A 12,787-nucleotide genomic window follows, 5' to 3' on the forward strand; every position below is an offset into this window, starting at 1 on the left:
AAGAATCTAGGAACAAGGAGAAATGATCAATGTTACTTTACACGTTACGCCGGATACTCATCATGATTCCAATTTTGATCATGATCTCCATTGTGGTATTCGCCCTGGCATTAGCGATGCCAGGGGATGCCCTTTCCGGGCAAATCGACCCTGCCAATACAGATCCTGCTTATATTGAAGAACAAAGAGAACGTCTCGGCTTAAATGACCCAGTCCATGTTCAATATGGGCGTTGGGCTGTAGGGATTTTACAGTGGGATTTTGGCCGTTCATTCAATCATAGAATGCCAGTAACAGAATTAATAGGTCAACGACTACCGAACACAATCCTACTTTCGATAATGTCGTTAATTATCACTTATATACTGGCGTTTTTCATGGGTAGATATGCTGGTCGACACCCTTATACTATTGGAGATTATGGAATTCAAGGACTAAACTATTTAATGCTAGCGATTCCAAGTTTTGTTGCAGCAATCTTTGCGATTTTCCTTTTTGTTTTTCAATTGGGTTGGTTCCCTGCAACAGGTAGTGTAGGTTCGGGTGTGGAGCCTGGAACAATGGAATATTGGATAAGTAAATTGAGACACACAGCATTACCAGCTTTAGTTTTGGGGATGCTGACAACTGCCAGTTATACTCAGTTTTTACGTAATGATATTATTGAAAGTTCACAAAAGGATTATGTTCGTACTGCAAGAGCAAAGGGGACACCAGAAGGTCATATTTACAATAAACATATTTTAAGAAACTCAGTCATCCCAATTATTACATTGTTCGGATTTGATATTGCCAGTATTATTGGTGGATCCGTTATTATTGAGACAATTTTCACTTATCCAGGTATTGGTGAACTTCTGATTAGTTCGATTAGTAATCGTGACTCATCAGTAGTAATCGCTATTACTCTAATGCTTTCTATTGCAACACTAGTAGGGAACTTAATTGCTGACCTTGTCTATGGTGTTGTTGATCCAAGGATAAGGGTAGAATAGAGGTGTAGGTTATGGCAGCTATAGAAGCTCAACGTGAAGCAGAATTAGAAAAAAAAGCAAAAAAACAGTCTCCGTGGGCCATTGCCCGAAGAAAATTGTTTCGAAATAAATTGGCGATGATAAGTATATTATTTTTAATAACAGTTACCATTTTGTCCTTTCTTGCTCCAGTATTAAGCCCTTTTGATCCAGCAAGAGTGGACCCTATTAACCGAAATGTACCTCCTGGAGGAGATTTCCTATTAGGTACAGACAATGCAGGCAGGGATATTTATACACTATTACTTTATGGAGGTAGAACCTCTTTGACAATTGGTTTTAGTTGTATGATTGCTGTTGTTACTATAGGGACAATTGTAGGATCAATTTCTGGTTATTATGGTGGATGGGTTGATGCTGTATTAATGCGTTTTACAGACTTTGTCATGAACTTCCCGTTCTTAGTATTTGTTATCGTATTAGCTTCAATTTTCAGAGAAGCAGGTATTTGGGCGTTAATTGCTGTAATCAGTTTACTCGGTTGGACTGGAGCAGCCAGGGTTGTTCGAAGTAAAACAATGTCAGAAAAAGAGAATGAGTATGTTATGGCGGCAATTTCAATAGGTGGAACACCGTTTAAAGTCATTCGAAAGCACGTTCTCCCTAATGTCATGACAACAATTATTGTACAAGCTACATTATTATTAGCCGTGATGATCGTAGCAGAAACAGCATTAAGTTTCTTAGGATTTGGTGTACCTACGGGAACGCCAAGTTGGGGGAATATGATGTCACCTGCTGGTCAACCACACGTTATCCGTACGATGTGGTGGATATGGGTGCCGCCTTCATTAGCAATTGTCTTTACGATTTTGTCTATCAACTTTATTGGTGAAGGCCTAAAAGATGCCTTTAACCCTAAATCTGCAAGATAAATATTTATTTTCATAGAGTGATATTCAAGAGCGATATCTTTTCGGTATCGCTTTTTTGTGCTTTTAATGATCCGTCTTCGTCTTAAAAATACTCAGCAATCATTGAATTTTCTTAATTTCACTAGTTTGAAAGTTTTTTAAAACAACGTTACATAACAGCCAGAAATGGATAGACTATGAATAAATGATAAGGAGGTATAACGTTGAAAAGATGGATTGCTTTCTTAGTAGGGGTATTATTCGTAGATTTCTTTTTTCATAGTGGCCATAGTTTTGCTTTCGGGTTTAAAGCTGAAACGTTGATTGAGAGGTTAAGTGCACTATTGTTCGTGTTGGTGATTACTTTATTCTTTTATTATATTTGTTACAAGTTCTTTGCGAGATCTTTTTTTAATGGCGTTATTTTTGCCTCAGGTTTTTTTGCAAGTTTCGATATCATCGTTGTTCACTGGATTTTTCAGTTACATAGACTTACCTATGGACCAGAAGCATTGATTATTGAAGTACTCCTCGTTTTAGTGGGGGTTGCTATGATTATCTATGCTATGATGCAAGAAAAAAGAGAGTGGAAATCGGTATAATATAAGGAATCGAATAAAGAATTAATTGGATGAAGACGTCTTTCTTCTATATAATATAAGTGAGATAAATTTTAATCGCTAATATGTTTTTCTTGTACACGTATTGTGAGTAGGGAGACAAATAATGAAAGCAAAATGGGAAATTGATGATGAATACTATATGAATGAAGCAATATTGGAAGCTGAGAAAGCAGAAACTCTCGGTGAGGTTCCTATTGGAGCAATAATTGTAAAAGATCGAGATATCATCGCTCGTGGCCATAACTTACGAGAACAAAATCAGCAAACGACTGCACATGCGGAAATGGTCGCTATTGAAAGTGCTTGTCGTACAGTTGACAGTTGGCGTTTAGATGACTGCACGTTATATGTCACACTTGAACCTTGTCCAATGTGTGCAGGAGCAATTGTGCAGTCACGTATGCAACGAGTCGTTTACGGGGCAAGTGACAAAAAAGCAGGTTGTTGCGGTACGCTTATGAACCTCTTAGATGAACCACGCTTTAATCACCAAGTACCAATTACAAGTGGTGTATTAGAAGAAGTCTCATCTTCAATGCTTAAGTCATTTTTTAAAAAACTTCGTGAAAAGAAGAAAACGAACGATAATAAATAATCATTATGGGTATTGAAAAGTATAAATAAGTTTGTAAGGAGGGGATATTCATGAGGCCAAATCAAATATCGCTAGAGACTGCAAAGATGATTTCAGAAAAGTTAAAAATGCCGTTAGAGCATGTGATGCACACACCACCACATATTTTAATGGAAAAGCTAAAACAGGTTGAAGAAAGTGAAGGTGAGAACTCTTCTGAAGGTGAAAATGACTCACCTGAGAAGTAGCTATGATCAGAAAGGGAAAGGCTATCCAATATTTCCAATAACCATCCACAATCATCTATTGCATTTGAGTTCGAAAACATCTATACTATTAATTGCGTCACATTGGTTGGCGTCATAAATTATGTTAATAAATTTGCCGTGCTAAGCGGGGAGGTAGCGGTGCCCTGTACTCGCAATCCGCTATAGCGAGGCCGAATCCCTTTCCTAGGTTTTAGCATCGTAGGGTCTGACCTAAGTAAGTGGTGTTGACATCTGGGTTCCACGCAACGGGAGCCCGTGAATCCTGTCAGGTCCGGAAGGAAGCAGCAGTAAGCGGCCCCTTCCGTGTGCCGTGGAGTCGCCTGGATCGAGCTAACTGCTTAGGTAACGCCTGGGGTGCTATTACCGAAGAAAGGTGCACGGCTTAAATTTTTTATAAACAAAAGCTGTCTGCAATTGCAGACAGCTTTTGTGTTGTTAGAAGATCGTGTCATTTTACATGATTTAATTATTGGCTCTTTTCGTATAGATTGTTGTTTTTTATAAATCCGAAGTGATGAAAGCATCCGCCTGTGACCGATATGAGACATAAATATTTACCAAAAGCTAATTTTAAAATCATACATATACATTTTGAAAATCATTGATTGAATCGGTATAATAAGAAGGGTTAAGATATATTAATTATTGGTAGAGTAGAAAGCCAAGCAACTATATAAAAAGGACCACGAAAGAAAGGGTGCGCTACATGAGCTATCAAGCGCTTTATCGGGTATGGAGACCTGCAACGTTAAAAGATGTCGTCGGACAGGAGCACATCACCAAAACGCTAAAAAATGCATTAATTCAACAAAAGCTCTCCCATGCCTATTTATTTACGGGTCCAAGGGGAACAGGGAAGACAAGTGCTGCAAAGATTATTGCAAAAGCGATTAACTGTGAAAAGGCACCTGTCGACGAACCTTGTAATGAGTGTACTGCATGTAAAGGAATCCAAGACGGTTCCATTGTTGATGTCATGGAAATTGACGCGGCTAGTAATAATGGGGTTGATGAAATTCGTGACATACGAGACAAAGTCAAATTTGCCCCAAGTGCTGTTCGTTATAAGGTTTATATCATTGATGAAGTGCATATGCTCTCTACAGGTGCATTTAATGCCCTTCTTAAAACATTAGAAGAACCTCCGAAGCATGTGATCTTTATTTTAGCAACAACTGAACCTCATAAAATTCCGTTAACCATTATTTCTCGTTGTCAACGATTTGATTTCAAGCGAATTACTGCGCAATCAATGATAACAAGGATGGAAGAAATTATTGAAGCTTCACACATATCAGTACAAGAGGAAGCTTTAGCAATGATTGCAAGAGCTTCTGAAGGTGGAATGCGTGACGCGTTAAGTATATTAGATCAAGCGATATCGTATGCTGATGAAGAAGTGACCCTTCAAGATGTATTGTCTATTACTGGGGCTGTCTCCCATCAATTATTGTATGATGTTGCTAATGCTTTAAAAGATAGTGATGTTGGAACAGGTCTTAAAGCGATCGATACAATTGTACGTGAAGGAAAGGATCCGAGCAGGTTTATTGAAGACATCATTTTCTTATATAGAGATATTTTAATGTATAAAGCTGCACCTCAACTTGAAGAATCTATCCAGCGGGTATCAGCAGATGATCAGTTTAAGCAATTAGCTGATTCCCTTGATAAAGACTGGATTTACGATGTGATGGAACGGCTCAATAAGTTTCAACAAGAAATGAAGTGGACGAATCATCCAAAAGTTTTTCTTGAAATGTTTATCGTCCAATCCTGCCATACTCAACCTAATACTAGTCCAGCAAATGAAGAAGCAATTGATCAAAGTGAAACAATCCAAGCTCTTGAACGCAGAATTAAACAGCTTGAAATGAAGTTACAAAATGCTCCAAATACGGCTACCCAAGAAAGTGAAGAACCAGCAGCACAACGATCGCGTCCAAAGCCGCGCCCTGTCCAAGCAAGCGGTAAAAGTCGTGTGCAAATTGGACGAGTCAAGGAAATGTTGAAGTTAGCGACAAAGCAACACTTACAAATGGTTCATAGTCGATGGGGGCAAGTAATGGAAGAAGTGAAAAAAAGAAGTGTTCCAGCCTCAGCTTGGTTGAATGATTGTAAACCTGTTGCTTGTTCAGAAAACGATTGCGTACTAGCGTTTAAAAACGAAATGCACCGTGATATGATAGATAATAAATTCAGGCAAATCATCGAAGAAGTATTATCAAGTGTATTACAGCGCCCACTATCATTTGTTGCTTTACTATCTGTTCATTGGGAAGAAACAAAAGAGTCGTTTGTTAAAGAACAAAAAAGCTCAGATCCTGGAGAAGAAGGAAGCGAAAGTAACCAAGAGGACCCTGTAGTCGATGAAGCAGTAAAGCTTTTAGGTGAAGATTTAGTTGAAATAAAAGAGTAATTCTAAGTGGTTTCGCTTAAAATCTCTATAAAAATTGTTAAACTAATAGTAATTAATCTGAAGACCATGAAAAGAGAGGGAGATTGAATATGAAAAATATGGGTAACATGATGAAGCAAATGCAGAAGATGCAAAAAGAAATGACAAAAGCACAAGAGCAGTTGAAGGAAGAAACGATTGAAGCGACAGCTGGCGGTGGAATGGTTAAAGTAGTAGCAAACGGTGAAAAGAAGATTTTAGATATTGAGATTAATGAAGAAGCAGTTGATCCAGATGATGTAGAAATGCTTCAAGATCTTGTTTTAGCAGCTACAAATGAAGCTTTAACGAAAGTTGATGAATTAGTAAACGAAAGAATGGGTAAATTCACAAAAGGAATGAACATTCCAGGAATGTTTTAATGATCGAATGAAATAAATTGTACGACAAAGACTTGGTTTTATCGCCAAGTCTTTTCTATGAGAAGGATCATTATATATACCGATGGAAAAAATCGTGACCATATGAACATTTATTAGGTTAAACAGATGAGAAAAAAGGGGAAATGATAATGCAATATCCTCAGCCAATATCAAAATTAATTGAAGGCTTTATGCGTTTACCTGGTGTCGGTCCGAAGACAGCAGCTCGTTTAGCATTTCACGTCTTAGATATGAAAGAAGATGATGTGCTAGACTTTGCCAAAGCACTAGTAAACGCAAAACGTCAACTAACATATTGCTCTGTTTGTCATCATATTACAGATACTGATCCTTGCCGAATATGTGATGATAAATCACGAGATGCGTCGGTGGTCTGTGTTGTCCAAGATGCAAAAGATGTTATTGCGATGGAAAAAATGAAAGAATACTCAGGTCTTTATCACGTTTTACACGGAGCGATTTCACCAGTTGATGGTATCGGTCCTGAAGATATTCATATTCCAGACTTATTAAAACGTCTCCAAGATGAAACAGTCAAAGAAGTGATCATTGCAACAAATCCTAATATTGAAGGAGAAGCAACTGCAATGTATATTTCTCGCCTTATTAAACCAACAGGGATGAAAGTAACAAGAATTGCTCACGGTTTACCTGTAGGTGGGGACTTAGAATATGCCGATGAAGTGACTTTATCAAAGGCAATAGAAGGACGAAGAGAGCTATAAGGAGGAGAAGGATGTTCTTTCGTAAAAAAGGTAAACTAAGAAAACATGAGGATCATCAGCTCCTCATATTATTGGATAAAATAAAGAAAAAGTCCGACCAACAACACTCTCTTATAAGTGGAAGTATAGGTTACCATCGAGAGATTGAGTACCTTGCAAAAATAGAAAAAGCTAAGTATTTATTTTTGCTTAAGGAAGCAAGGTGCCGAAAAACTCAATTAAAGTAATAAATTTAAAAGAAAAGATAAGTAGAGATGTGTACTATTTCAAAATCCATGCACATACACTTTTGTAGAGCTTGTCATAAAGGACTAGCAATATAAAGGAGGTTACGTCATGGAACCCGTACTTGTTATTTCATTATTAGGTTCCCTCATTTTTTTACTATTAATTTTAGGTGCGCCAATGAAACCGTTACGTTGGATAGGACAAGGGGCAGTACGGTTATTAATTGGGGCTCTCCTACTTTTTTTTCTGAATGCATTTGGAACATTGTTGGGGTATAGCTTACCGATTAACCTATTTACAGCTGCAGTATCTGGATTTTTAGGCGTACCTGGTATCGTAGCGTTAATTTTTGCTGATGTGCTCTTAATTCCATAAAAATCTGAGGGATTATCACTATTGAGTTCATTAAGTAGGCCAGAAAAAAAGATGTCGACAACTTTTGAAGGAAATATCAAAAGTCTGTTGACTTTATTTTTTAGCAGTGATATATTATTACTTGTCGCAAAAAACAACTTTGTTAACTGTAAAAAACATTTTAAAAAGTTGTTGACTGAATGGCAATGGAATGATATGATATTTAAGTCGCTGCATAAATGACTACAACAAAAAACATTTTAAAAAAAGTTATTGACACTTAATTTTGCAAATGTTACACTAGTTGAGTCGCTCGAATAATAGCGGCAACAGATTGACCTTTGAAAACTAAACAAAAAGCCAAGCGAAATGGGATATGAAAATATCCCGTCAATGAAATTTTTTTTATGATGTCAGAGACATCAAACTCACTTTATTGGAGAGTTTGATCCTGGCTCAGGACGAACGCTGGCGGCGTGCCTAATACATGCAAGTCGAGCGGACCAATTAAAAGTTTACTTTTATGAGGTCAGCGGCGGACGGGTGAGTAACACGTGGGCAACCTGCCTTACAGACTGGGATAACTCCGGGAAACCGGGGCTAATACCAGATGACCAATAGAGTCGCATGACTCTATTGTAAAAGTTGGGATTTATCCTAACACTGTAAGATGGGCCCGCGGCGCATTAGCTAGTTGGTGAGGTAAGAGCTTACCAAGGCGACGATGCGTAGCCGACCTGAGAGGGTGATCGGCCACACTGGAACTGAGACACGGTCCAGACTCCTACGGGAGGCAGCAGTAGGGAATCATCCGCAATGGGCGAAAGCCTGACGGTGCAACGCCGCGTGAGTGATGACGGTCTTCGGATTGTAAAGCTCTGTTGTTAGGGAAGAACAAGTGCCGTTCGAATAGGGCGGCACCTTGACGGTACCTAACCAGAAAGCCCCGGCTAACTACGTGCCAGCAGCCGCGGTAATACGTAGGGGGCAAGCGTTGTCCGGAATTATTGGGCGTAAAGCGCGCGCAGGCGGTCTCTTAAGTCTGATGTGAAAGCCCACGGCTCAACCGTGGAGGGTCATTGGAAACTGGGGGACTTGAGTGTAGGAGAGGAAAGTGGAATTCCACGTGTAGCGGTGAAATGCGTAGATATGTGGAGGAACACCAGTGGCGAAGGCGACTTTCTGGCCTACAACTGACGCTGAGGCGCGAAAGCGTGGGGAGCAAACAGGATTAGATACCCTGGTAGTCCACGCCGTAAACGTTGAGTGCTAGGTGTTAGGGGTTTCGATGCCCTTAGTGCCGAAGTTAACACATTAAGCACTCCGCCTGGGGAGTACGGCCGCAAGGCTGAAACTCAAAGGAATTGACGGGGGCCCGCACAAGCAGTGGAGCATGTGGTTTAATTCGAAGCAACGCGAAGAACCTTACCAGGTCTTGACATCCTCTGACAACCCTAGAGATAGGGCTTTCCCCTTCGGGGGACAGAGTGACAGGTGGTGCATGGTTGTCGTCAGCTCGTGTCGTGAGATGTTGGGTTAAGTCCCGCAACGAGCGCAACCCTTGACCTTAGTTGCCAGCATTTAGTTGGGCACTCTAAGGTGACTGCCGGTGACAAACCGGAGGAAGGTGGGGATGACGTCAAATCATCATGCCCCTTATGACCTGGGCTACACACGTGCTACAATGGATGGTACAAAGGGCAGCGAGACCGCGAGGTTGAGCGAATCCCATAAAGCCATTCTCAGTTCGGATTGCAGGCTGCAACTCGCCTGCATGAAGCCGGAATTGCTAGTAATCGCGGATCAGCATGCCGCGGTGAATACGTTCCCGGGCCTTGTACACACCGCCCGTCACACCACGAGAGCTTGTAACACCCGAAGTCGGTGCGGTAACCTTTTGGAGCCAGCCGCCGAAGGTGGGACAGGTGATTGGGGTGAAGTCGTAACAAGGTATCCCTACCGGAAGGTGGGGATGGATCACCTCCTTTCTAAGGAGCTATTAGCTCATTACTTTATCGATCGTTTGCGCTTTTTGTTTAGTTTTGAGAGGTTATTTTTTATCTCTCAAGACGTAAGGATTTTAAGGAACTTCGGCTAAAGACATCGCGTCCTGCGATAACGCCGAAGCTAGCACATCCTGTGCGTCGTTGTTCTTTGAAAACTAGATAACAGATATAGACTGATTGATCTTCACCGGTTGTTTGAAACGGATTCAGTAATGGATTCGACAGAGTACAACCGAGTGTCTTAGAAGGTTAATATGACGCCACAATTTAGTGGTTAAGCTAGAAAGGGCGCACGGCGAATGCCTTGGCACTAGGAGCCGAAGAAGGACGGGACGAACACCGATATGCTCCGGGGAGCTGTAAGTAAGCTTTGATCCGGAGATTTCCGAATGGGGGAACCCACCACCTGTAATGAGGTGGTATCCATACCTGAATACATAGGGTATGAGAAGGCAGACCTGGGGAACTGAAACATCTTAGTACCCAGAGGAAGAGAAAGCAAATGCGATTTCCTGAGTAGCGGCGAGCGAAACGGAACTAGCCCAAACCAAGAGGCTTGCCTCTTGGGGTTGTAGGACACTCCATACGGAGTTACAAAGAAACGGAGTAGATGAAGCGACCTGGAAAGGTCCGCGGGACAAGGTAAAAGCCCTGTAGTCGAAACTTCGTTTCCTCCGGAGTGGATCCTGAGTACGGCGGGACACGTGAAACCCCGTCGGAATCTGGGAGGACCATCTCCCAAGGCTAAATACTCCCTAGTGACCGATAGTGAACCAGTACCGTGAGGGAAAGGTGAAAAGCACCCCGGGAGGGGAGTGAAAGAGATCTTGAAACCGTGTGCCTACAAGTAGTCGGAGCCCGTTAATGGGTGACGGCGTGCCTTTTGTAGAATGAACCGGCGAGTTACGATTACGTGCAAGGTTAAGTTGAAGAGACGGAGCCGCAGCGAAAGCGAGTCTGAATAGGGCGAATGAGTACGTGGTTGTAGACCCGAAACCGTGTGATCTACCCATGTCCAGGGTGAAGTCCAGGTAACACTGGATGGAGGCCCGAACCCACTCACGTTGAAAAGTGAGGGGATGAGGTGTGGGTAGGGGTGAAATGCCAATCGAACTCGGAAATAGCTGGTTCTCCCCGAAATAGCTTTAGGGCTAGCCTCGAGGGAAGAGTATTGGAGGTAGAGCACTGATTGGACTAGGGGTCCCCACAGGATTACCGAATTCAGTCAAACTCCGAATGCCAAATACTTATCCTCGGGAGTCAGACTGCGAGTGCTAAGATCCGTAGTCAAGAGGGAAACAGCCCAGACCATCAGCTAAGGTCCCCAAGTATACGTTAAGTGGAAAAGGATGTGGAGTTGCTTAGACAACCAGGATGTTGGCTTAGAAGCAGCCACCATTGAAAGAGTGCGTAATAGCTCACTGGTCGAGTGACTCTGCGCCGAAAATGTACCGGGGCTAAACGTATCACCGAAGCTATGGATTGTCCTTACGGACAGTGGTAGGGGAGCGTTCCAAGGGCGTTGAAGCTCAACCGAGAGGATGGGTGGAGCGCTTGGAAGTGAGAATGCCGGTATGAGTAGCGAAAAGAGGGGTGAGAATCCCCTCCGTCGAAAGCCTAAGGTTTCCTGAGGAAGGCTCGTCCGCTCAGGGTTAGTCGGGACCTAAGCCGAGGCCGAAAGGCGTAGGCGATGGAAAACAGGTTGAAATTCCTGTACCACCACGTCACCATTTGAGCAATGGGGGGACGCAGGAAGGTAGGGTAAGCACGGCATTGGATGTCCGTGTCCAAGCAGTTAGGCTGGTAAGTAGGTAAATCCGCTTACCGTAAGGCTGAGCTGTGATGGCGAGCGAAATTTTAGTAGCGAAGTTCCTGATCCTACACTGCCTAGAAAAGCCTCTAGCGAGGTGACTGGTGCCCGTACCGCAAACCGACACAGGTAGGCGGGAAGAGAATTCTAAGACGCGCGGGAGAACTCTCGTTAAGGAACTCGGCAAAATGACCCCGTAACTTCGGGAGAAGGGGTGCTCTATTAGGGTTTACGCCCGAGAGAGCCGCAGTGAATAGGCCCAAACGACTGTTTATCAAAAACACAGGTCTCTGCCAAGCCGCAAGGCGAAGTATAGGGGCTGACACCTGCCCGGTGCTGGAAGGTTAAGAGGAGGGGTTATCCCATTAGGGAGAAGCTCTGAATTGAAGCCCCAGTAAACGGCGGCCGTAACTATAACGGTCCTAAGGTAGCGAAATTCCTTGTCGGGTAAGTTCCGACCCGCACGAAAGGTGCAACGATTTGGGCACTGTCTCAACGAGAGACCCGGTGAAATTATATTACCTGTGAAGATGCAGGTTACCCGCGACAGGACGGAAAGACCCCATGGAGCTTTACTGTAGCTTGATATTGGATTTTGGTACAGCTTGTACAGGATAGGTAGGAGCCTTGGAAGCCGGAGCGCTAGCTTCGGTGGAGGCGTCGGTGGGATACTACCCTGGCTGTACTGGAATTCTAACCTCGGACCGTGATCCGGTTCAGGGACAGTGTCAGGTGGGCAGTTTGACTGGGGCGGTCGCCTCCTAAAAAGTAACGGAGGCGCCCAAAGGTTCCCTCAGAATGGTTGGAAATCATTCGCAGAGTGCAAAGGCATAAGGGAGCTTGACTGCGAGACATACAGGTCGAGCAGGGACGAAAGTCGGGCTTAGTGATCCGGCGGCACCGTATGGAAGGGCCGTCGCTCAACGGATAAAAGCTACCCTGGGGATAACAGGCTAATCTCTCCCAAGAGTCCACATCGACGGGGAGGTTTGGCACCTCGATGTCGGCTCATCGCATCCTGGGGCTGAAGTAGGTCCCAAGGGTTGGGCTGTTCGCCCATTAAAGCGGTACGCGAGCTGGGTTCAGAACGTCGTGAGACAGTTCGGTCCCTATCCGTCGCGGGCGTAGGAAATTTGAGAGGAGCTGTCCTTAGTACGAGAGGACCGGGATGGACACACCGCTGGTGTACCAGTTGTTCTGCCAAGAGCATAGCTGGGTAGCTACGTGTGGACGGGATAAGTGCTGAAAGCATCTAAGCATGAAGCCCCCCTCAAGATGAGATTTCCCATCACGTCAAGTGAGTAAGATCCCTCAGAGAAGATGAGGTTGATAGGTCTCATGTGGAAGCGTGGCAACACGTGGAGCTGAGAGATACTAATCGATCGAGGGCTTAACCAAAGTATTACATTAACCTTCAGACCGAAGGTCATCAGTCAATTGTTATCTAGTTTTGAGAGTACAATACTTCT

Annotated in this window: 10 protein-coding genes, 2 rRNA genes and 1 other RNA gene; all 13 read left to right on the top strand. The window is 43.2% G+C overall.

What is annotated here, in order from left to right; translation table 11 throughout:
* Positions 1–29: 29 nt before the first annotated feature.
* The 13 genes from opp4B to LGQ02_RS00200 all read left to right on the top strand — a co-directional run bounded on the left by opp4B (position 30) and on the right by LGQ02_RS00200 (position 12,716).
* Positions 30–995, top strand: coding sequence for an oligopeptide ABC transporter permease (opp4B, locus tag LGQ02_RS00140; protein WP_226516276.1), 966 nt, complete (start codon positions 30–32; stop codon positions 993–995).
* 11 nt (positions 996–1,006) lie between these two features.
* Positions 1,007–1,909 carry an oligopeptide ABC transporter permease gene (opp4C, locus tag LGQ02_RS00145; RefSeq protein WP_226516277.1) on the top strand — a complete coding sequence of 301 codons (903 nt, stop codon included), beginning with the start codon at positions 1,007–1,009 and terminating at the stop codon, positions 1,907–1,909.
* Between the two features lie 203 nt (positions 1,910–2,112).
* Positions 2,113–2,490, top strand: coding sequence for a DUF2243 domain-containing protein (locus tag LGQ02_RS00150; protein WP_226516278.1), 378 nt, complete (start codon positions 2,113–2,115; stop codon positions 2,488–2,490).
* Between the two features lie 124 nt (positions 2,491–2,614).
* Entirely contained in the window at positions 2,615–3,106 is a 492-nt protein-coding gene (gene tadA, locus LGQ02_RS00155) for a tRNA adenosine(34) deaminase TadA (RefSeq protein WP_226516279.1), read from the top strand.
* A 50-nt stretch (positions 3,107–3,156) separates the two neighbouring features.
* Positions 3,157–3,333, top strand: a complete 177-nt coding sequence (locus LGQ02_RS00160) for a YycC family protein (protein WP_226516280.1) — start codon at positions 3,157–3,159, stop codon at positions 3,331–3,333.
* Between the two features lie 136 nt (positions 3,334–3,469).
* Positions 3,470–3,735: signal recognition particle sRNA large type (ffs, locus tag LGQ02_RS00165), an RNA gene on the top strand.
* A gap of 325 nt (positions 3,736–4,060) precedes the next feature.
* A complete protein-coding gene (dnaX, locus tag LGQ02_RS00170) occupies positions 4,061–5,773 on the top strand; it encodes a DNA polymerase III subunit gamma/tau (RefSeq protein WP_226516281.1) in 1,713 nt (570 codons plus the stop codon).
* Between the two features lie 89 nt (positions 5,774–5,862).
* Positions 5,863–6,174: a YbaB/EbfC family nucleoid-associated protein gene (locus LGQ02_RS00175; protein ID WP_226516282.1), complete on the top strand. Its 312-nt coding sequence runs from the start codon at positions 5,863–5,865 to the stop codon at positions 6,172–6,174.
* A gap of 149 nt (positions 6,175–6,323) precedes the next feature.
* Positions 6,324–6,920 carry a recombination mediator RecR gene (gene recR, locus LGQ02_RS00180; RefSeq protein ID WP_226516283.1) on the top strand — a complete coding sequence of 199 codons (597 nt, stop codon included), beginning with the start codon at positions 6,324–6,326 and terminating at the stop codon, positions 6,918–6,920.
* An 11-nt stretch (positions 6,921–6,931) separates the two neighbouring features.
* On the top strand, positions 6,932–7,147 hold the full coding sequence (locus LGQ02_RS00185; RefSeq protein ID WP_226516284.1) for a YaaL family protein: 216 nt from the start codon (positions 6,932–6,934) through the stop codon (positions 7,145–7,147).
* A 109-nt stretch (positions 7,148–7,256) separates the two neighbouring features.
* Positions 7,257–7,523: a pro-sigmaK processing inhibitor BofA family protein gene (locus LGQ02_RS00190; RefSeq protein WP_226516285.1), complete on the top strand. Its 267-nt coding sequence runs from the start codon at positions 7,257–7,259 to the stop codon at positions 7,521–7,523.
* Between the two features lie 412 nt (positions 7,524–7,935).
* Positions 7,936–9,490: ribosomal RNA gene (locus LGQ02_RS00195) — 16S ribosomal RNA — on the top strand.
* 290 nt (positions 9,491–9,780) lie between these two features.
* Positions 9,781–12,716 (top strand): 23S ribosomal RNA (locus LGQ02_RS00200).
* Together the 16S and 23S rRNA genes form the textbook arrangement of a ribosomal RNA operon.
* Positions 12,717–12,787 lie beyond the last annotated feature (71 nt).

This window comes from Bacillus shivajii, from assembly GCF_020519665.1.
GTDB classification, from domain to species: Bacteria; Bacillota; Bacilli; order Bacillales; family Salisediminibacteriaceae; genus Bacillus_CA; species Bacillus_CA shivajii.

Coding starts and splice junctions, on each gene's coding strand:
- opp4B (WP_226516276.1), top strand. CDS start 30: ATGTTACTTTACACGTTACGCCGGATACTCATCATGATTCCAATTTTG.
- tadA (WP_226516279.1), top strand. CDS start 2,615: ATGAAAGCAAAATGGGAAATTGATGATGAATACTATATGAATGAAGCA.
- dnaX (WP_226516281.1), top strand. CDS start 4,061: ATGAGCTATCAAGCGCTTTATCGGGTATGGAGACCTGCAACGTTAAAA.
- LGQ02_RS00175 (WP_226516282.1), top strand. CDS start 5,863: ATGAAAAATATGGGTAACATGATGAAGCAAATGCAGAAGATGCAAAAA.
- recR (WP_226516283.1), top strand. CDS start 6,324: ATGCAATATCCTCAGCCAATATCAAAATTAATTGAAGGCTTTATGCGT.
- LGQ02_RS00190 (WP_226516285.1), top strand. CDS start 7,257: ATGGAACCCGTACTTGTTATTTCATTATTAGGTTCCCTCATTTTTTTA.
- LGQ02_RS00185 (WP_226516284.1), top strand. CDS start 6,932: ATGTTCTTTCGTAAAAAAGGTAAACTAAGAAAACATGAGGATCATCAG.
- LGQ02_RS00160 (WP_226516280.1), top strand. CDS start 3,157: ATGAGGCCAAATCAAATATCGCTAGAGACTGCAAAGATGATTTCAGAA.
- opp4C (WP_226516277.1), top strand. CDS start 1,007: ATGGCAGCTATAGAAGCTCAACGTGAAGCAGAATTAGAAAAAAAAGCA.